The sequence below is a fragment of the Methylobacillus caricis genome, from assembly GCF_020532705.1.
In the GTDB taxonomy this organism is placed as follows: domain Bacteria; phylum Pseudomonadota; class Gammaproteobacteria; order Burkholderiales; family Methylophilaceae; genus Methylobacillus; species Methylobacillus caricis.
Window position 1 is genome coordinate 181,261 of sequence record NZ_JAJAVD010000004.1, and the last position, 17,230, is coordinate 198,490.

The following is a 17,230-nucleotide window of genomic DNA, read 5'->3' on the forward strand; positions in this document are numbered from 1 at the left end:
GATGGCGCAGATCAGCCTTCGCTGAAACAAGCGCCTGACAATGCTGGTGAATCCCTCGAAGCATCATGCTGGCAACCCCTTCTGAAGCCGACGATTTTCCCAATCAATCCTGAGTAGGATGGCAAGCGCGATGCAGTTGGCCAGGATGCCGCTGCCGCCGAACGAGAGCAGCGGGAGGGTCAGGCCCTTGGTGGGGAGCACACCCATGTTCACGCCGATATTGATGATGCTCTGCACGCCTATCCAGACTCCTATTCCCTGTGCCAGCAAGGCAGAGAAGTAACGCTCGTTATTGACGGCTTCCTTCCCAATGCGGAAGGCACGGATGATGAGCCAGGCAAACAAGCCGATTACCACCAGGACGCCAGCAAAACCCAGTTCCTCAGCAATGACGGCCATCAGGAAATCAGTATGCGCTTCCGGCAAGTAAAGCAGTTTTTCAACGCTGGCACCCAGCCCGACTCCCAGCCATTCGCCACGGCCAAATGCGATCAGGGCGTGGGAAAGCTGATAGCCCTTGCCATATGGGTCGGCCCAGGGATCCATGAAACCGATCACGCGCTGCATACGGTATGGTGAACTCCAGATCAAGCCAATCACTGCAACTGGCAGCAGGGCAATCAGCCCACCAAAGATGCGACCATTGATGCCCCCAAGCCAGAGGATAGCCATTGAAATGGAAACGATCACACTGAAAGCGCCGAAATCAGGCTCGCGCAGCAACAGCCAGCCCACCACCACCATCACACCCACCATAGGCAGGAAGCCACGTTTGATACTGTCCATCACCTCGGCTTTGCGTATGGTGTAATCCGCCACATAAATAGCGGCAAACAGCTTCATAAATTCCGACGGCTGTAGGTTGATCACGAACAATGAAAGCCAGCGCTGGCTGCCGTTCACATTGCGGCCCACGCCAGGAATCAGGACCAGCACCAGCATGGCAAGCCCCATCATGAACAAGTAGGGCGCCATTTTCTGCCACATGCGTGTAGGCACTTGGAAAACCACAAAGGCGGCAGCTAGGCTGATGGCGAGGAAAATGGAGTGACGCACCAGGAAATAAGTTGGCTGGTGGCCAGTCATCTTGTCTGCTTCTGCCAGGGCGATAGAGGCTGAATAGACCATGACCAGGCCTATACCCAGCAAAATCAGGGTGACCCAAACCAAGGCTTGGTCATAAGGCGATGAAGGGGCAATGCGCTCACGCCCGCTCAGCATATACATCATGGCTGTGACTCCCTTGCAACAAGGGTTTGAACTGCCGCCACAAAGACCTGGGCACGATGCACATAATTACGGAACATATCGAAACTGGCGCAAGCCGGGGAAAGCAATACAACATCGCCCGGCTGTGCCAGGGCATATGCCTGCTCTACTGCCTGCTCCAGACTGGCGGCATGCTCAAGTTCAGCCCCGGTTCCGGCCAGGGCAGCAGCGATTGTGCCAGCATCTCGGCCTATCAGGACAACAGCACGTGCATTGCTGCTGACAGGGCCAATTAGCGGTGAAAAATCCTGCCCCTTGCCATCACCACCGGCAATCAGTACCACCTTGCGCTCCAGGCCTGCAATCGCAGCGCAGGTGGCGCCCACGTTAGTGCCCTTGGAATCATCATAGAAGGCAATATCACCGGCTTCGGCTATCCACTCCACACGGTGCGGCAAGCCTTTGAACTGGCGCAATGCGGCAATCAATGGATCATATGGCAATGCCAGGGCGCGACATAACGCCAATGCCGCCAAGGCATTGGCTGCATTGTGCAATCCAGCGATTTTCAGCTCAGCCATCTTCAGCAGCCGCTGTTGGCCTTGTGCCAGCCATTGTTCACCTGCATGCGATACCAGGCCAAAATCATTATCGAAAACTGGCGCATCCGTACCAAAACTGATGATATGCCTGCCAGGCAAAGCCATGGACTTGCTCCAGCTATCCTCACGGTTGAGTACCTGCACACCCAGGCTGCTGAATATGCGTGCCTTCGCCGCGGCGTAATCACGCAGGCCGCTATAACGATCCATGTGGTCTTCGCTGATATTCAATACAGTTGCAGCGTCTGCCACCAGCGAGTGTGTGGTTTCGAGCTGGAAACTGGAAAGCTCCAGAACATAGACGTCTGCCATGTCATTGATGGCATCAAGTACCGGTAGGCCAATGTTGCCTGCAACCACTGTCTTCAAGCCTGCTGCCCTGCACATTTCACCTACCAGGCTAGTCACCGTGCTCTTGCCGTTTGCACCAGTAATGGCAATCAGCTTTGCCGCGGGCGAACGGAATTGCGCAAACAATTCAACATCGCCCACCACCGGGATACCCTGCTGGATAGCTGCCTGGATTTGCGGCTCAGCCAATGCAACCCCTGGACTTGCCACAATGACATCGGCCCCGGCAAAACTCTCCTGACTGAAACTCCCCAGATAAATCGGCACTTCTGGCAGCTCACGCTGCAGTATCTCCAATCCTGGAGGGACCAGGCGTGTATCTGCAACAGACAGCAACGCGCCCTGGCGCTTGAGCCAGCGCAATGCTGACAGGCCGGTATCACCCAGCCCCAGCACCAATACGTTTTTGTCTTTGAGTTGCAGCATGTTGTTTATGTCTTACCTCAGCTTCAATGTTGAAAGGCCTACTAAAACCAGCATCATGGTGATGATCCAGAATCGCACCACCACCTGCGTTTCTTTCCAGCCTTTCAATTCATAGTGATGATGTAGCGGCGCCATGCGGAATATGCGTTTGCCGGTGAGCTTGAATGAACCTACCTGCAACATGACGGAGATAGTCTCCATCACGAACACGCCACCCATGATGAACAGGACGATTTCCTGACGCACGATCACGGCTACAGTGCCGAGCGCAGCACCAAGTGCCAGCGCCCCCACATCTCCCATGAACACCTCGGCTGGATAGGCATTGAACCAGAGGAAGCCCAGGCCGGCTCCACCAATCGCAGCACAGAACACGGTCAACTCACCGGCACCGGGCACATAAGGCACACCTAGGTATTTTGAAAAGTAGAGGTGACCTGCAACATAGGCAAATACCGCCAGCGCACTGGCCACCATCACGGTCGGCATGATCGCTAGGCCATCCAGGCCATCCGTCAGGTTGACGGCGTTGCTGGTACCGACAATCACAAAATAGGTCAGTACGATAAAACTGACAGCACCCAGCGGTATGGCAAAACTCTTGATAAACGGCAGGATCAGCTCGGTTTCTGCTGGGACACTGGCGGTATGGAACAGGTATACCGCCACGCTGATGCCAATCAAGGATTGCCAGAAATACTTGGCCTTGGCTGACAGGCCTTTGGGATTGCGATATACCACTTTGCGCCAGTCATCAATCCAGCCAATCACACCAAAACCCAGCGTGGTGAAAAGCACCACCCAGACAAAGCGGTTGGAAAGGTCAGCCCATAACAGGGTGGAAACAGCGATTGCGACAAGAATTAGCGCTCCTCCCATGGTCGGCGTACCAGCCTTGACCAGGTGGGTCTGGGGGCCGTCATCCCGCACTGATTGGCCGACCTTGTATTGCGTCAGTTTACGGATCAGTGCAGGGCCAACCAGGAATGAAATCGCCAGTGCAGTCAAGGTTGCCAACACTGCACGCAGCGTCAGGTAATTGAAGACATTGAAGCCGCGCACATCATGCGCCAGCCAGCGGGCAAGTTCCAGTAGCATTATGGTTTCTCCGTTTCATCTTGCAGCAAGGCCACGACCCGCTCCATACGCATAAAGCGCGATCCTTTAATCAACACAGTGGTTGTTGCATCCAGCCATGGCTTGACCGCAGCAACCAGCTCATCCACAGAACCGTAATGGCCGGCACTATCACCAAAGGCAAGTACCGTATTGCGACTGAGGTCACCCAATGCAAAAAGACGCTGGATGCCTGCCTGCCGTGCATAAGCACCCAGCTCCTGATGCAGTTGTTGTTCATCCGCGCCAAGCTCTCCCATGTCACCGATGATCAGGAGACGCCGACCGGCCTGCTGGCTCAATACATCTACTGCAGCATGCATTGAGGCCGGGTTGGCGTTGTAGGTGTCATCTATCAGCACGGCCGCATTAAGCCCGGTTTTGCGTTGCAAACGGCCATTGACCCCGGCAAAACCTGTGAGACCCGTACTGACTGACAGTAGTGAAGCGCCCATGGAAAGTGCTACCGCAGTTGCAGCCAGAGCATTCCGTACATTGTGCAGGCCAGCCACAGGCAGGGTGACGGCGCTTGTGCCTTTAGGCGTATGAATAACCAGCTCGGAAATATCGGCCTTTAATTCGTATTGCGCATATACATCCGCAGTATCGTCCAGACCGAATGTCACGACTTGATGTTTGGCCGCCAAGGATTGCCAAAGGGAGGCATGGACATCATCAGCATTGATGACGGCAATGCCGCTATCTGCCAGGCCCTCGAAAATTTCACCCTTGGCGTGGGCAACGCCCTCTACAGACCCAAGCCCGCCGAGATGCGCAGAGGTTGCATTATTGATCAGCGCAACGTCCGGCTTGCCTATATTGGTGAGATAACTGATCTCGCCAAAATGGTTCATGCCCATTTCAGTCACGGCGAAACGATGCTCGCCCCGCAGGCGCAAGAGGGTCAGCGGGAGGCCAAGATCATTGTTGAGGTTGCCCTGGGTAGCAAGCACCCTGTCATCTGCACCGGCCTCTACCCGCAATATGGCTGCCAGCATTTCCTTGACCGTGGTCTTGCCATTGCTGCCAGTAATCGCGGCCAGGGGAATCTTGAATTTGCTGCGCCAGCAGGCGGCAAGGTCACCCAGTGCCCGCCGGGTATCTTTCACCAGCAACGCTGGACGGGCAAGGGCTGAATCGTCAGACACCATGACAGCTGCAGCCCCACCCTCCAGCACTTGGGAGACATAGTCATGCCCGTCAAACCTGTCACCATGCAAAGCGATAAACAATTGCTGCGGCTCAAGCTTACGGCTGTCGGTGCCCACGCTGCTAAATAACACATCATTACCCAATACCTGGCCTTTAGTAGCGATAGCAGCTTCAGACAAACGCATCATGCCGCACCTCCGCGCTGCCATGCATTGAGCGCCTGTTGCGCAATTTGTGCATCATTGAAGGGATACTGACCCCCCTCGATCTCCTGGTAGTCCTCATGCCCTTTGCCTGCCACCAGCACCACGTCACCTGCACGGGCAGTATTGATCGCTGCGGTAATAGCCAGAGCCCGGTCCGGCTCTATTTGATAAGCCCCTTTCAAGCCAGCCACCACTTCTGCAATAATCTGCGTCGGATCTTCATCGCGCGGATTATCGGAAGTCACAACAACCTCGTCTGCCAGGCTAGAAGCCACTTCCGCCATCAGTGGGCGCTTACCTTTGTCGCGATTTCCGCCACATCCGAAAACGCAAACCAGGCGGCCAGGGGCTTGCTCGCGCAGGGAGGCCAGCGCCTTCTCCAAGGCGTCTGGCGTGTGGGCATAATCAATCACCACCAGGGGTTGTTGTTTACCGCCCAGCTGTTGCATACGGCCGGGTGCGGCAATAATCTGCCCAAGCACATCCACAGCACGATTGAGCTCAACGCCTGAGACCAGCAGCGTGGCCAGTACCGCCAGCAGGTTATACGCATTGAAACGACCAAGCACTGCCGCCTCGACCGTAGCATTGCCGTAAGGCGTATTTACCTGCATTTGCAGGCCCGACTCATTGAAAGCAAGCTGGGTGCCGCGCACATCGCCGCTATCCAGGCCATAGGTCAATACATGCTTGCCTGTTTCAGCCAGTTCCACCGACAATTGACGACCAAAGGCATCGTCATGGTTAAGAATGGCGTGCCCCAAGTCTTCAAATGCAAACAGCTTTTTCTTGGCATCGGCATAGGCATGCATGTCACCGTGATAGTCCAGATGGTCGCGCGTCAAATTGGTCAGCACGGCTACATCAAAATGCACTCCATGCACGCGGCCTTGCTCGAGGCCATGCGACGATACTTCCATGGCAGCCGCCACAGCACCTTGGGCCAGATAGTCCGCCAGCATGCCATGCAGCAAAATGGGATCAGGTGTCGTATTGACAGCAGCAGACAACGCTCCAGGAAAACCATTGCCCAGGGTACCGATCACGGCGGTCTTGCGCTGCAATAAAGTGAACGCTTGTGCCAACCAGTGGGCACAAGAAGTTTTGCCATTGGTACCGGTGACACCTATCATCCATAGCTGCTGTGACGGACGACCATAAAACGCATCTGCAATATTGCCGGCCTGCTGGCGCAAACCACTCACGGGTTGATTTGGCAATGCCCATCGCGCATCCCAGTCGTATCCTTCACGTTCCCACAGCACAGCTGCTGCTCCTTGTGAGATAGCCTGGGCTATGAATTGACGACCATCAGCTTTTTCACCAGGGAATGCCAGGAACACGCTGCCCGGATGCACCTGGCGGCTATCGGCGGTGATTGCGCTGAAATGACTGCGATCAAGTGTGATGTGCTCAAGACCCAGCAGACTCATACTACCTCCTTGATTTCAGGAATATCGTCTACCGGAATCACCACGTTATTGTTTGGCGCGTCCTGCGGAATGGCCAGCATGCGCAGGGCACCTGACATCACCTTGCTGAATACTGGCGCGGCCACCGTGCCGCCGTAATACTTGCCTGCACCCGGATCATCGATCATGACAGCAACAATCAAGCGAGGATTGGAAGCCGGTGCCAGGCCGACAAAAGACGATACATAATGATTGGCCTGATAACCGCCAACACCAGGCTTGTGCGCAGTACCGGTCTTGCCCGCCACCCGGTAACCCAGCACCTGGGCCCTTGGTGCTGTACCGCCGACCTGGATGACAGTCTCCATCATGTCTTTCAGGTGGTTGGCAGTAGCAGGGGTATAGACCTGGTGACCTACTGGTGGCTCTTTCAGCTTGAGCAGGGATACGGGCAACAAGGTGCCATTATTGGTAAAAACAGTATAGGCACGCGCCAGTTGCAGCAGGGTCATACTGATACCGTGCCCATAAGACATGGTCGCCTGCTCAATCGGCCGCCAAGTCTTGTAATTGCGCAGCTTGCCTGATGCCTCGCCAGGAAAACCTATGCGGGTTGGGCTGCCAAATCCCACTTGATTGAAAATGCTCCAGAGATAATGCGGTTCCAGGCTCAAGGCCATTTTGGCCGAGCCCACATTGGAAGATTTCTGTATGACTTGTGCCACTGTCAGCAGCCCTTGCGGGTGTGCATCCCGGATGGTAGCTGAGCCGATGCGCATGGCGCCTGGCGAAGTTTCAATCAGCGTTTCCGGCTTGTAACGGCCGCTATCGAGGGCTGCCGCCGCTGTAAACGGCTTAAGTGTGGAGCCTGGCTCAAAGATGTCGACAATGGCACGGTTGCGCGAGCGCCCAGCCATATTGACCGGATTATTCGGGTTGTAGCTAGGCAGATTGGCCATAGCCAGCACTTCGCCAGTCTTGGCATCCAGCACCACCACTGAACCGGCTTTCGCCTTGTGCTCTTCCACGGCGGCAGCCAGCTCGCGATAAGCGAGATACTGGATTTTACGATCGATGGACAAGGCCAGGTCATGTCCATCCTGCGGCACCTTGACTGCTTCCAGATCTTCGACAATGCGCCCCTGCCTGTCCTTGATCACGCGGCGGCTACCGGCCTTGCCAGACAACCAGCCTTGGGAATGAAGCTCAAACCCTTCCTGGCCATTGTCATCAATCCCGGTAAACCCGACCAGGTGGGCGGTCACTTCCCCTGCCGGATAATAGCGACGGTATTCCCGCTGCGTAAACACCCCGGGAATATGCAGGCGCATGACTTGTGCAGCCAGTTCCGGTGGCAAACGACGCTTGATATAGACAAATTCGCGCGGATTATTTACCAGTTTTTTCGTGATGACATCCGGCTTGATTTTGAGAAGGGTGGCTAATTTCACCAGTTGCTCTGGTTCAGCCTTCACATCGGGAGGGCTGGCCCAGATAGACTCGACTGGTGTACTGATTGCCAGCGGCTCGCCAAAACGGTCAGTGATCTTGCCACGATGTGCAGGCAACGTAATCATGCGGCTGTATCGCGCATCGCCCTTCTGCTGCAGGAAAGCCTTGTGCATGCTTTGCAGGTAGACGCTACGTCCAAGCAACACAGCAAAGCCTGCCAACACGGCAATGAGCAAGATACGACGGCGCCAGGTCGGCATCTTGACTACAACCCGCGACTTGGCAGCAGAGCCCAGGCGTGCAGCGCGTATCATGGTGCCACCACCTGAATTCGATTCGTTTCAGGCACCTGCATATTCAGGCGTTTTTCAGCAATCTGCTCAATGCGAGAATGCATGGCCCATGTACTTTGCTCCAGCTGCAACTGCCCCCACTCAATCTCATACAGTTTGGATGCATCCTGTTGCTGCTGCAGCTCTATATAGAGTTTGCGCGCCTTGTGTTGAGCCGTGATCACGCCTAGCGCAGTCACTATCAGCACAAGAAACAGGATGAGATTAAGCTTGGTCATATCTAGAGCACGCCCGTTCTTTCAGCCACCCGCAGCACCGCACTACGTGAACGGGGATTGCGCTTCACCTCCAGCGTGCTGGGCTTGATCGCTTTACCCACAGCCAGCATGCGCGGTTGCGGCAAATCCTTGGCACGCACAGGAAAATTGGCAGGCAGGTCGTCCCTGTCCTGCTCTGCACGGATAAAGCGCTTGACGATACGGTCTTCCAGCGAGTGAAAACTGATGACCGCCAACCGCCCTTGAGGCGCCAGAACATTCAAGCATTGAGGAAGGATCAGCGACAATTCCTCAAGCTCCTGATTGACGAAAATCCGTAGAGCTTGAAAGGTGCGCGTCGCCGGGTCTTGGCCAGGCTCGATTTTGGGGACCGCCCCTGCCACGATCTTGGCAAGTTGTCCGGTAGTGGAGATGCCCACCCCTCCTGCGCGCTGCGCAACAATCGCCCTTGCAATCTGTTTAGCAAACCGTTCTTCACCATATTCTTTTATAACCCCCGTAAGTTGCTGTTCCGTCGCATTTGCAATGAAGTCAGCTGCAGTTTGGCCGTGAGTCTGGTCCATCCGCATATCAAGCGGACCATCAAACCGAAAACTGAAACCGCGCTCGCCTTCATCAATTTGCGGCGATGAAATACCCAGGTCCAGCAGAACACCATCAACCTTATTAATATTGAGATTCGCCAGCACTTCGCCAATTGCGGCAAAATGACTGTGAACTATCGTGAAACGTGCATCGGCAATATCAGAGGCGGCACTGATGGCAGCAATATCCCTGTCCATTGCGATCAATCGCCCACCCTTGCCCAGTTGCTGCAAAATCTTGCGACTGTGGCCACCGCGGCCAAAGGTGCCATCCACATAAGTGCCTTCTGGCTTGATCGCCAGCGCTTCCACTGCTTCATCCAACAAAACCGTTACATGCTGAAAAACCTGGGGAGCCGGTACCTGGGTCAAACCCGCACTCACAGCGAGAAGCCCTCCAGCTCGGCAGGAAGGATCATGTCCTCTGCCGCCATCACCTGCTGCAATTGGGCGCGCCAGGCATCCATATTCCATAATTCAAAATGGCTGCCCTGCCCCACCAGCATTACTTGCTTCTCAAGGCCTGCAAATTCCCGCAATACGGGAGAAACCAGCAGACGGCCAGCACTATCCAATTCAATATCCTCGGCAAACCCCACCAGCAGTCGCTGCAAGGCACTGGACTGCCGGTCAAAGCTGGACAAGGCCATCATTTTTGACTGGATGGGCTCCCATGCTGGCTGTGGATAAAGCAGCAGGCAACGATGAGGGTGAGCGGTAAGGACAAGACTGCCCTCGCTTTGAGAGTGCAAGGCGTCACGGTGCTTGGCTGGCACAGCCAGCCTGCCTTTGGCATCCATATTCAAAGATGTCGCACCGCGAAACATGAGGCCCCTTTATTAGATACTGGGACTGCTTCACACGCAGTCCAGCAAGAATGCAAAAAGTGGATAAGGGATCGCCAGCCTTCGGAGATGAGCAATCAACTTCGACTGGCAATTACCCACAAAACCCCACTTTTCTCCACTAGTGCCCACTATAGATAAAAAAAAAAGGCAACGCAAGCGCTTTTTGGTGATTTTTCCTTTACAGGACAATGACTTAGATGATTTTTGCTGGAAAATTTTTATCCTTAAAAAATAAGGAGATAGCAAACTATATGAAAGTGCTTTATGAGAAGTAATTAAGAGGTAGTTGAATCTTGGTGGGAGAATAATTAGCAAGAAAGCAAAGATGGGAGAAAACCCATCATGGAATAGTAAAAAATAAAAAAGAAGCTGGCCGATAAGCCGGGTTTTGTTCCTGCCTCGCAGCAGGCGGCAGCCATTCATCTAGGCCCATAATTGCTCATGGGCTCAAGCAACCTACCCGGTAGCAGCGCGAGCCACGCTATCGCTACCCTATTTGGCCTTGCTCCGGATGGAGGTTACCGCGTTTCACATCCGCCTTGCGGCTTACTCGTCTCTGTGGCCCTGTTCCTCGCCTCACGGCGTACGGCTGTTAGCCGTCATCCTGCTCTCTGGAGCCCGGACTTTCCTCCCCTCACTAAGTGAGCGGCGGCTGCCTGGCCAGCTTCGGCATGCATTCTACCAGTCCTGTTATATTTCCCTCCACTTTATCCTCAAATGATTAGTCCTTTCGGCCTATTTCCCCGCCTCATATTTAAGTATATTTTCAGCGAGGCGGTCTAATATTAACGGGGAGATCAACTATGAAATCAATGTATTACATGGCAGCCATTGCTATAACCACGCTTTTCTCGGCAAACAGTCATGCCGAACTTAAGGGCACGCTTACCTACCTGCAACCGTACGACAGCATCAGCAGCACTGACAGCGCCGTCGTCAATGTCCGGCTGACACTGAATGATGATTCAGACTCATTAAACTTCACCCGGTCAGAAAACCTAAACAACTGGCTCCAATTTGCAAACGAGCAACTGGCCAATCACTGGGATCCGGCATTCAACACGCTAGAATTCGTCCATATCGAACATATATATCTGAATACCTGGTTTGAATGCTCAGGCACATTCACCGCCAGCTGCAGTGACGGCCCTCCGTACAACTTCGACTTCAACAACCAATTACTGAGCGGCGAAGAGTTATGGAATATTGATCTGGCCCTCGCGCCGGGCGAAAGCATAGACTATAACTTTGGCGTATTCACCCCCAGCCACGGCCCGGTGGCAGCAGACACCTACGAGTTCTATCGCGCAGGATTCACCTTGAATTTCGCTGGATATACGGCGGATGACTATGATGAAAACGGCGAGCTGAAGCTGGATGAGAATGGCTGGACAATTCAGGCCAGGGAGGTTTCCTATGACCTGGCCACTACCTGCCCGCAGTGCGCCTTCACTCGCACCGTGGTGGCAGCCGTTCCTGAACCATCCAGCTACGCCTTGATGGGCTTGGGTCTCGGCATCCTGGCTTATTCGGCACGCAGGAGAAAAGCACGAAAAATCCAATAACCTGCCTGCGCCAATACAAATAACAAGGCCCAATACAATGGGCCTTTTATCTTTATATTGTCATGCCCTTAACTTCCAAGCGATTGTGCCGCCTGCGCGCAAGGGCACCAGCTCATCGTCAGCAAACGGCAGGCTTGCCGGCACTTCCCATGCGCTCTTTTCCAGGGTGATCCTGTCCGCATTGCGCGGCAGGCGGTAAAAATCCGGCCCATGGAAACTTGCAAATGCTTCCAGCCTGTCCAGCGCGCCAGCCTCGTCAAACACTTCGGCATAAAGCTCGATCCCGGCATGCGCGGTATACATGCCGGCACAACCACAAGCCGCTTCCTTTGCGGATTTCGGATGTGGTGCGCTATCAGTGCCCAGGAAGAACTTGGAATTGCCGGAGGCCGCCGCCGCAACCAAGGCCAGGCGATGCTCCTCGCGCTTGAGTACCGGCAGGCAATAATGGTGCGGACGGATGCCTCCGTTGAACATGGCATTGCGATTCATGAGCAGATGGTGTGCCGTGACGGTGGCAGCGACGTTCCCGGATGCCTGGGCAACGAACTCTGCCGCATCCCTGGTCGTGATGTGCTCAAACACCACCCGCAATCCCTGGAAACGCTCCAGCAACGGGATCATATTGCGCTCGATGAATACCCGCTCGCGGTCGAACACATCCACATTGGCATCGGTCACCTCGGCATGCACCAGCAAGGGAACCCCGTGCTTCTCCATGGCCTCCAGCGCCTTGACGCAATGCCCGAGGTTGGTCACCCCCGAGTCCGAATTGGTCGTGGCACCTGCCGGATAAAGCTTGACGCCATGCACCACACCGCTTGCCTTGGCACGGATGATATCTTCCGCACTGGTATTGTCGGTCAAGTACAAGGTCATCAACGGCTCGAAGCGCGACCCATCGGGCAATGCTTGCAAGATACGTTCGCGGTAGGCCAGGGCCAACTCAATGGTAGTCACTGGCGGACGCAGGTTGGGCATGACAATGGCGCGCCCAAAACGCCGCACGGCATCCGGCAGGACTGCCGACAAGGCGGCACCGTCACGCAAATGCAGGTGCCAATCGTCGGGACGTGTAATCGTAATCGTCGTGGTCATGTAATTCTCTAAACTAAATAATCATTGATACTATTCTGCTTGCTTAAGACTCAATGCCAGCTCATAAAGCGCATTTTTCTTCGCACAAGTAATATCGGTTGCCAGCTTGACCGCTTGCTTCAACGGCAACTCGGCAAGCAACAGCCTCAGCACCCTCTCGGCCTCGGCATCAACGGGGCCAGTTTCCTTGGGCGTAGCGGGCTCCACCAGCAGCACAAACTCGCCGCGCTGGCGGTTGGCATCTTCCTCCAGCCAAGCCCGGGCCTCTGCCAATGGCAAGCGATGTATGGTTTCAAATGTCTTGGTCAGCTCACGCGCAATCGTCAACACACGTTCGCCTCCCAGCGTGGCGGCCATATCTTGCACGCTATCAAGCACACGATGCGGTGCCTCGTAAAACACCAGCGTCACAACAGACTCTGCCAGCGCTTGCAATGCGGCACGCCGCTGACTGCCGCCAGCCGGTAAAAAACCGTGAAAGCGGAAACCCGGTGTCGCAATGCCTGCTGCAGACAGCGCAGCAATCACGGCAGAAGGACCGGGCACAGGGACAACCTTGATACCAGCCGCCTGTGCCATTGCCACCACGACAGCACCCGGATCGCTTACACCGGGCGTACCCGCATCACTGACCAGCGCAACCGATTCTCCGGCCTGCAGCCTCAGGAGCAGCTGCTCACCCGCCTTGCGCTCATTGTGCTCATGCACCGCAAGCAATTTTTTCTGTATGGCGAAATGCGAGAGCAAGCCTGAAGTGTGACGGGTATCTTCGGCCGCAATCACATCCACGGCCTTCAATACATCCACCGCCCGCAAGGTTATATCCTGCAGGTTTCCAATTGGCGTGGCTACCACATATAATGTCCCACTATGATTCAACGACTACTAGCCCTTCTCTGTCTGCAATGGATTCTGCTAGGAGCCGCATTGGCTGCGCCTGCTTTCCAGAACGAGTCCTCTATAGAATCCCATTTTCATGATGGCATTATCTGCCTGCAGAAAACTGATGCCGAATGTGCGAAACTTGCCCTCAATCTGATTCCCAGCCAGTCCATCTATGCAAAATTACTTGCTGGAAACATCGCTGCTGCGGAAAAAGATTTCGACACGGCATTCCGCCTGTTGTTGCCACTTAAAGCCAATCCAACACTGAATGCTGAAGCAGCCGCAAGTTTACACGCAAGCCTTGCCGTCGCCTACGATAACCAGCCGGATACAATGCGTTCATTGGAACATCGCGTAACCGCCGAACGCTTTCTCAACACGCCCCAGAGCCTGCAACAAAACCATGAAATGATCTGGCAAAGCCTGAGCCAGCTTCCAGCCAGCGATCTGGTAACGATGCGCGGCGACAGCATGGACACCGACGTCCAAGGCTGGATCGACTTGGCACTGGCAGCCAAAGAGCAAGATAGTAATGCCCTCAGCAACTGGGGGAAATTTTACCCAGGACATCCCGCAGCATTGGGTTTTAGCGAGGAATTGCTGACAAGGCATCCAAGCCCGGCGACAAGCACAACAACTCCCATGGCAGAGCCAGGCGACAAAATAGGCTTGATATTGCCATTTTCCACCGAAATGTACTATCCCGCAGCAGATGCAATTGAGCAAGGCTTTGCGGCTGCCCAACAACAAGCCGGGGATCAGAGAGAGCTTAAGCTTTACGCCACCACCGGTGATAAAGAAGCCATTGTCAGCGTCTACCAGCAAGCCGTCAGCGATGGCGTCAAGATGGTACTTGGCCCATTAACGCGTGATGAAGCCACCGCCCTGAGCCAGCAACCAGAATTACCTGTGCTCACACTTGCCCTCAACCAACCTACGGATAATGGACAATATCCAGCCACACTGCATATTTACGGACTTCCACTTGAATTAGAAGTTGCTCAGGTTGTTCAGATGGCGCAGCGCCTGGGTATGCAGACGGCTACCGTGGTCATTGGTGGCAATGGTCTCGCCTTGCGTATGGCACAGGCATTTATCGATAAGTGGAATGCATCTGGCGGGCAAATCACGTTGCAACTCGCAGCAGCAGAGAGCAGCAGTCCAACAGAACTACAAGCACAGATCAATGCCAATCCCGCCGACATGATATTCATTGCGGCCAATGCCGAAGAGGCTCGTACCCTCCGCCCATATCTGGATGCCGCCACCCCCACCTTTGGCATATCGCACCTTTATGCTGGCATCCCACATGATGCCAGCGACGATGTGCTTTCCGCAGTACGCTTCATCGACATGCCCTGGCTGCTAAAACCAGACGCCGCAGAGTTCTCTGCCTACAAGAACGCCGCATCCGACCTCCCTCCTGGAGAAATGCAACGCTGGTTTGCACTGGGAGTCGATGCTTACAATATCCTGGACAGGCTGAGCCGCAACCCTGGGCAACCTTTCATGCTGCAAGGACTGACTGGCAAGATCAGTGTCAACAGCTCGGGGGAAATCACACGCGAGCTCACCAGTGCCCATTTCAGCAATAATGGCCTGGTGGTGGAAAACTCACCGTGAAGATACGTGGTGACAGTGCCGAGCAATTGGCGGCCGACTATCTGCAAGAACAAGGCCTCCAGCTGGTCACAAGAAACTACCATTGCCGGTTTGGTGAAATCGACCTGATTATGCAAGAGCAGAAAACATTGGTTTTTGTTGAAGTACGTCTGCGCAGCCATGCTCAATTTGGAGGCGCAATCGCAAGTATCACCCCCAGCAAACAATCCAGGTTATTACGCACCGCCGAGCATTATCTACAGCGGCATGGCGACGCAGCCTGTAGGTTTGATGCCATACTGATGGAACAGCTGGACAGCGCCAGCATCCAGTGGATAAAAGACGCTTTTAGCGCATAAGGCACAGCACTCAACATAACAAGCTCGGTTCGGCTAGCAACTATACTTAGCATATTTTAAGAAGCATCAATCATGACAGACCTCAGCGCCCGCATTGCCAATCACTTTGAGGAAAGCGGCCGCCTCAAACTTGAATTGGGTGCATTGCTGGCAGCGCCTATTGCAAACGCGGCAGAAATGATCGTACAAGCCTTGCTGAATGAAAAAAAAGTACTGGCTTGCGGTAATGGCGGCTCTGCTTCCAGTGCCCAATACTTTGCCTCGCGCATGCTAAACCGTTATGAAATGGAGCGCCCCGGGCTTGCTGCCATCGCCTTGCCCGCAGACATTTCAACCCTGACATCGATTGCCAATGACAATCATTTTGAGCAGGTATTCTCGCGCCAGATATCGGCATTGGGCCATCACGGGGATGTACTGCTGGCACTCAGCACAAGCGGCAACTCCAAAAACATACTGCGTGCGATTACTGCGGCCAAGGAATCCGGACTTACGGTGATTGCTTTCAGCGGCGGTGATGGCAGCGGCCTGGTTGAACTTCTTGGTGAAGAAGATATCCATATCGGTGTACCTCACGAACACCCCGCCAGGATTCAGGAAGTGTATATTCTTACCCTGCATTGCATTTGCGATGCTATCGACTGTCTTTTGTTAGGAGTGAATTAAACATGCGTTCCATTACCCCATTGCTGCTGGCCCTGGTGATTTCCAGCCAGCTTGCTGCCTGTGTCCCGGTTGTCATTGGCGGCGCAGCCGCAGGCGGTGCCATGGCTGCAGATCGTAGAACTTCTGGCATTTATATTGAAGATCAGAATATCGAACTTAAAGCCTCAAAAGCCATTGCTGACGAGCTTGGAACCAAGAACCACATTACCGTGACCAGCTACAATCGCAACCTGTTGTTGACTGGTGAAGCGGTGGATGCAGCAAGCAAAGCCGCCGCTGAGGCTGCCACCAAAAAAATAGAGAATGTACGCAATGTGACCAATGAGATTGTTATTGATACCAAGAGCACACTGTCTGAACGCAATAACGATGCCTACATCACATCCAAGGTCAAGGCGCGCATGTTGAAGGAAAACCGTTTCCCGGCAAACTATGTCAAGGTCGTGACTGAAGCCACTACCGTATTCCTGATGGGTCTGGTCTCGCGCCAGGAGGCTGAAGATGCCGTTGATATTGCACGTAGTACAAACGGTGTAGGCAAAGTGGTCAAGGTGTTCGAGTATGTAGATTAATGAGCTGCGCAACCGACTCAGGAGGCTGCCACCATTTACCGGGCGGCAACCCCTGAGCGCGGATTGCAATGCTACAATTTAAGGCTATCTCCAAAGATTACGGTTAACGGCATGAGCACGACAGACAAATCAGGTATCAACGAAATCATCATTCAGGGCTTGACTCGCGCAGGCAAGCCTTTCCGCCCCAGCGACTGGGTTGACAGGATGTGCAGCACCTATGCCACTTTTGGGGCTGACCGCAAACTGCGCTATTCGCCCTATCTCAAGCCACGCGTGGTAGAAGGTATTCGTTGCCTGGCCGTTGACCTCCAGCTCAAGGTCAGCAATCCAGAGGGCTTTACCCAGCTCATGCATTTTGCAGAAGAGAATCAACTCAATGTTCTCGATGCCGCAGGCAACAGCATCCCGGTTCCAAACTAAAAGATTCCCAGCTCATGAATGCCGTATACAGCTGTATACGGCATGGCTATTAGACCTGACGGCCTGCAAGGTTCTCGCTCAGACACCGTGACAAATCAGCCAAGACTAATTACCATCCCCATATATTAAGG

At 54.3% G+C, this 17,230-nt stretch carries 17 protein-coding genes and 1 other RNA gene; 6 read left to right on the forward strand and 12 right to left on the reverse strand.

The genetic code is table 11. The features are described from left to right. Positions 1-63 precede the first annotated feature (63 nt). From ftsW to rnpB, 10 genes are all read right to left on the reverse strand, one after another. Positions 64-1,230, reverse strand: a complete 1,167-nt coding sequence (ftsW, locus tag LG200_RS11310; RefSeq protein WP_404809811.1) for a putative lipid II flippase FtsW — start codon at positions 1,228-1,230, stop codon at positions 64-66. Next, a complete protein-coding gene (gene murD / locus LG200_RS11315; protein ID WP_226757733.1) occupies positions 1,227-2,588 on the reverse strand; it encodes a UDP-N-acetylmuramoyl-L-alanine--D-glutamate ligase in 1,362 nt (453 codons plus the stop codon). Before murD ends, ftsW begins: the two co-directional genes overlap by 4 nt. Before the next feature lie 12 nt (positions 2,589-2,600). Further along, positions 2,601-3,686: a phospho-N-acetylmuramoyl-pentapeptide-transferase gene (gene mraY / locus LG200_RS11320; RefSeq protein WP_226757734.1), complete on the reverse strand. Its 1,086-nt coding sequence runs from the start codon at positions 3,684-3,686 to the stop codon at positions 2,601-2,603. Beyond that, positions 3,686-5,044: a UDP-N-acetylmuramoyl-tripeptide--D-alanyl-D-alanine ligase gene (locus tag LG200_RS11325; RefSeq protein ID WP_226757735.1), complete on the reverse strand. Its 1,359-nt coding sequence runs from the start codon at positions 5,042-5,044 to the stop codon at positions 3,686-3,688. Before LG200_RS11325 ends, mraY begins: the two co-directional genes overlap by 1 nt. Continuing rightward, positions 5,041-6,495: a UDP-N-acetylmuramoyl-L-alanyl-D-glutamate--2,6-diaminopimelate ligase gene (locus tag LG200_RS11330; RefSeq protein ID WP_226757736.1), complete on the reverse strand. Its 1,455-nt coding sequence runs from the start codon at positions 6,493-6,495 to the stop codon at positions 5,041-5,043. The genes LG200_RS11325 and LG200_RS11330 overlap by 4 nt, the downstream gene beginning before the upstream one ends. After that, positions 6,492-8,240 carry a peptidoglycan D,D-transpeptidase FtsI family protein gene (locus LG200_RS11335; RefSeq protein ID WP_226757737.1) on the reverse strand — a complete coding sequence of 583 codons (1,749 nt, stop codon included), beginning with the start codon at positions 8,238-8,240 and terminating at the stop codon, positions 6,492-6,494. The genes LG200_RS11330 and LG200_RS11335 overlap by 4 nt, the downstream gene beginning before the upstream one ends. Continuing rightward, positions 8,237-8,497: a cell division protein FtsL gene (ftsL, locus tag LG200_RS11340; protein WP_226757738.1), complete on the reverse strand. Its 261-nt coding sequence runs from the start codon at positions 8,495-8,497 to the stop codon at positions 8,237-8,239. Before ftsL ends, LG200_RS11335 begins: the two co-directional genes overlap by 4 nt. Before the next feature lie 2 nt (positions 8,498-8,499). After that, the gene (rsmH, locus tag LG200_RS11345; protein WP_226757739.1) at positions 8,500-9,465 is read right to left on the reverse strand and encodes a 16S rRNA (cytosine(1402)-N(4))-methyltransferase RsmH; all 966 of its coding nucleotides are present in this window, start codon (positions 9,463-9,465) and stop codon (positions 8,500-8,502) included. After that, complete coding sequence (gene mraZ, locus LG200_RS11350) at positions 9,462-9,908, reverse strand: division/cell wall cluster transcriptional repressor MraZ (RefSeq protein ID WP_226757740.1); 447 nt, start codon at positions 9,906-9,908, stop codon at positions 9,462-9,464. Before mraZ ends, rsmH begins: the two co-directional genes overlap by 4 nt. Before the next feature lie 382 nt (positions 9,909-10,290). Beyond that, positions 10,291-10,597: RNase P RNA component class A (gene rnpB / locus LG200_RS11355), an RNA gene on the reverse strand. Positions 10,598-10,732: 135 nt separating this feature from the next. Here rnpB and LG200_RS11360 point away from each other — a divergent pair. Beyond that, positions 10,733-11,494, forward strand: a complete 762-nt coding sequence (locus LG200_RS11360; RefSeq protein ID WP_226757741.1) for a PEP-CTERM sorting domain-containing protein — start codon at positions 10,733-10,735, stop codon at positions 11,492-11,494. A 60-nt stretch (positions 11,495-11,554) separates the two neighbouring features. Here LG200_RS11360 and pyrC read toward each other — a convergent pair whose 3' ends face one another. Further along, entirely contained in the window at positions 11,555-12,592 is a 1,038-nt protein-coding gene (pyrC, locus tag LG200_RS11365; RefSeq protein ID WP_226757742.1) for a dihydroorotase, read from the reverse strand. A 30-nt stretch (positions 12,593-12,622) separates the two neighbouring features. Continuing rightward, positions 12,623-13,471, reverse strand: a complete 849-nt coding sequence (gene rsmI, locus LG200_RS11370; protein WP_226757743.1) for a 16S rRNA (cytidine(1402)-2'-O)-methyltransferase — start codon at positions 13,469-13,471, stop codon at positions 12,623-12,625. Between the two features lie 48 nt (positions 13,472-13,519). Between rsmI and LG200_RS11375 the strand changes: the two genes are divergently transcribed. The 5 genes from LG200_RS11375 (at position 13,520) to LG200_RS11395 (ending at position 17,099) form a co-directional block, all read left to right on the forward strand. Further along, positions 13,520-15,100, forward strand: a complete 1,581-nt coding sequence (locus tag LG200_RS11375) for a penicillin-binding protein activator (RefSeq protein WP_226757744.1) — start codon at positions 13,520-13,522, stop codon at positions 15,098-15,100. Next, positions 15,097-15,438, forward strand: coding sequence for a YraN family protein (locus tag LG200_RS11380; RefSeq protein WP_226757745.1), 342 nt, complete (start codon positions 15,097-15,099; stop codon positions 15,436-15,438). Before LG200_RS11375 ends, LG200_RS11380 begins: the two co-directional genes overlap by 4 nt. Before the next feature lie 72 nt (positions 15,439-15,510). Further along, positions 15,511-16,104, forward strand: coding sequence for an SIS domain-containing protein (locus LG200_RS11385; RefSeq protein WP_226757746.1), 594 nt, complete (start codon positions 15,511-15,513; stop codon positions 16,102-16,104). 2 nt (positions 16,105-16,106) lie between these two features. Beyond that, positions 16,107-16,676 carry a BON domain-containing protein gene (locus LG200_RS11390; RefSeq protein ID WP_226757747.1) on the forward strand — a complete coding sequence of 190 codons (570 nt, stop codon included), beginning with the start codon at positions 16,107-16,109 and terminating at the stop codon, positions 16,674-16,676. 111 nt (positions 16,677-16,787) lie between these two features. Continuing rightward, the gene (locus tag LG200_RS11395) at positions 16,788-17,099 is read left to right on the forward strand and encodes a DUF3579 domain-containing protein (RefSeq protein WP_226757748.1); all 312 of its coding nucleotides are present in this window, start codon (positions 16,788-16,790) and stop codon (positions 17,097-17,099) included. The last annotated feature ends 131 nt before the right edge of the window (positions 17,100-17,230 follow it).

Coding starts and splice junctions, on each gene's coding strand:
- ftsW (WP_404809811.1), bottom strand. CDS start 1,230: ATGATGTATATGCTGAGCGGGCGTGAGCGCATTGCCCCTTCATCGCCT.
- murD (WP_226757733.1), bottom strand. CDS start 2,588: ATGCTGCAACTCAAAGACAAAAACGTATTGGTGCTGGGGCTGGGTGAT.
- mraY (WP_226757734.1), bottom strand. CDS start 3,686: ATGCTACTGGAACTTGCCCGCTGGCTGGCGCATGATGTGCGCGGCTTC.
- LG200_RS11325 (WP_226757735.1), bottom strand. CDS start 5,044: ATGATGCGTTTGTCTGAAGCTGCTATCGCTACTAAAGGCCAGGTATTG.
- LG200_RS11330 (WP_226757736.1), bottom strand. CDS start 6,495: ATGAGTCTGCTGGGTCTTGAGCACATCACACTTGATCGCAGTCATTTC.
- LG200_RS11335 (WP_226757737.1), bottom strand. CDS start 8,240: ATGATACGCGCTGCACGCCTGGGCTCTGCTGCCAAGTCGCGGGTTGTA.
- ftsL (WP_226757738.1), bottom strand. CDS start 8,497: ATGACCAAGCTTAATCTCATCCTGTTTCTTGTGCTGATAGTGACTGCG.
- mraZ (WP_226757740.1), bottom strand. CDS start 9,908: ATGTTTCGCGGTGCGACATCTTTGAATATGGATGCCAAAGGCAGGCTG.
- LG200_RS11360 (WP_226757741.1), top strand. CDS start 10,733: ATGAAATCAATGTATTACATGGCAGCCATTGCTATAACCACGCTTTTC.
- pyrC (WP_226757742.1), bottom strand. CDS start 12,592: ATGACCACGACGATTACGATTACACGTCCCGACGATTGGCACCTGCAT.
- LG200_RS11385 (WP_226757746.1), top strand. CDS start 15,511: ATGACAGACCTCAGCGCCCGCATTGCCAATCACTTTGAGGAAAGCGGC.
- LG200_RS11390 (WP_226757747.1), top strand. CDS start 16,107: ATGCGTTCCATTACCCCATTGCTGCTGGCCCTGGTGATTTCCAGCCAG.
- LG200_RS11395 (WP_226757748.1), top strand. CDS start 16,788: ATGAGCACGACAGACAAATCAGGTATCAACGAAATCATCATTCAGGGC.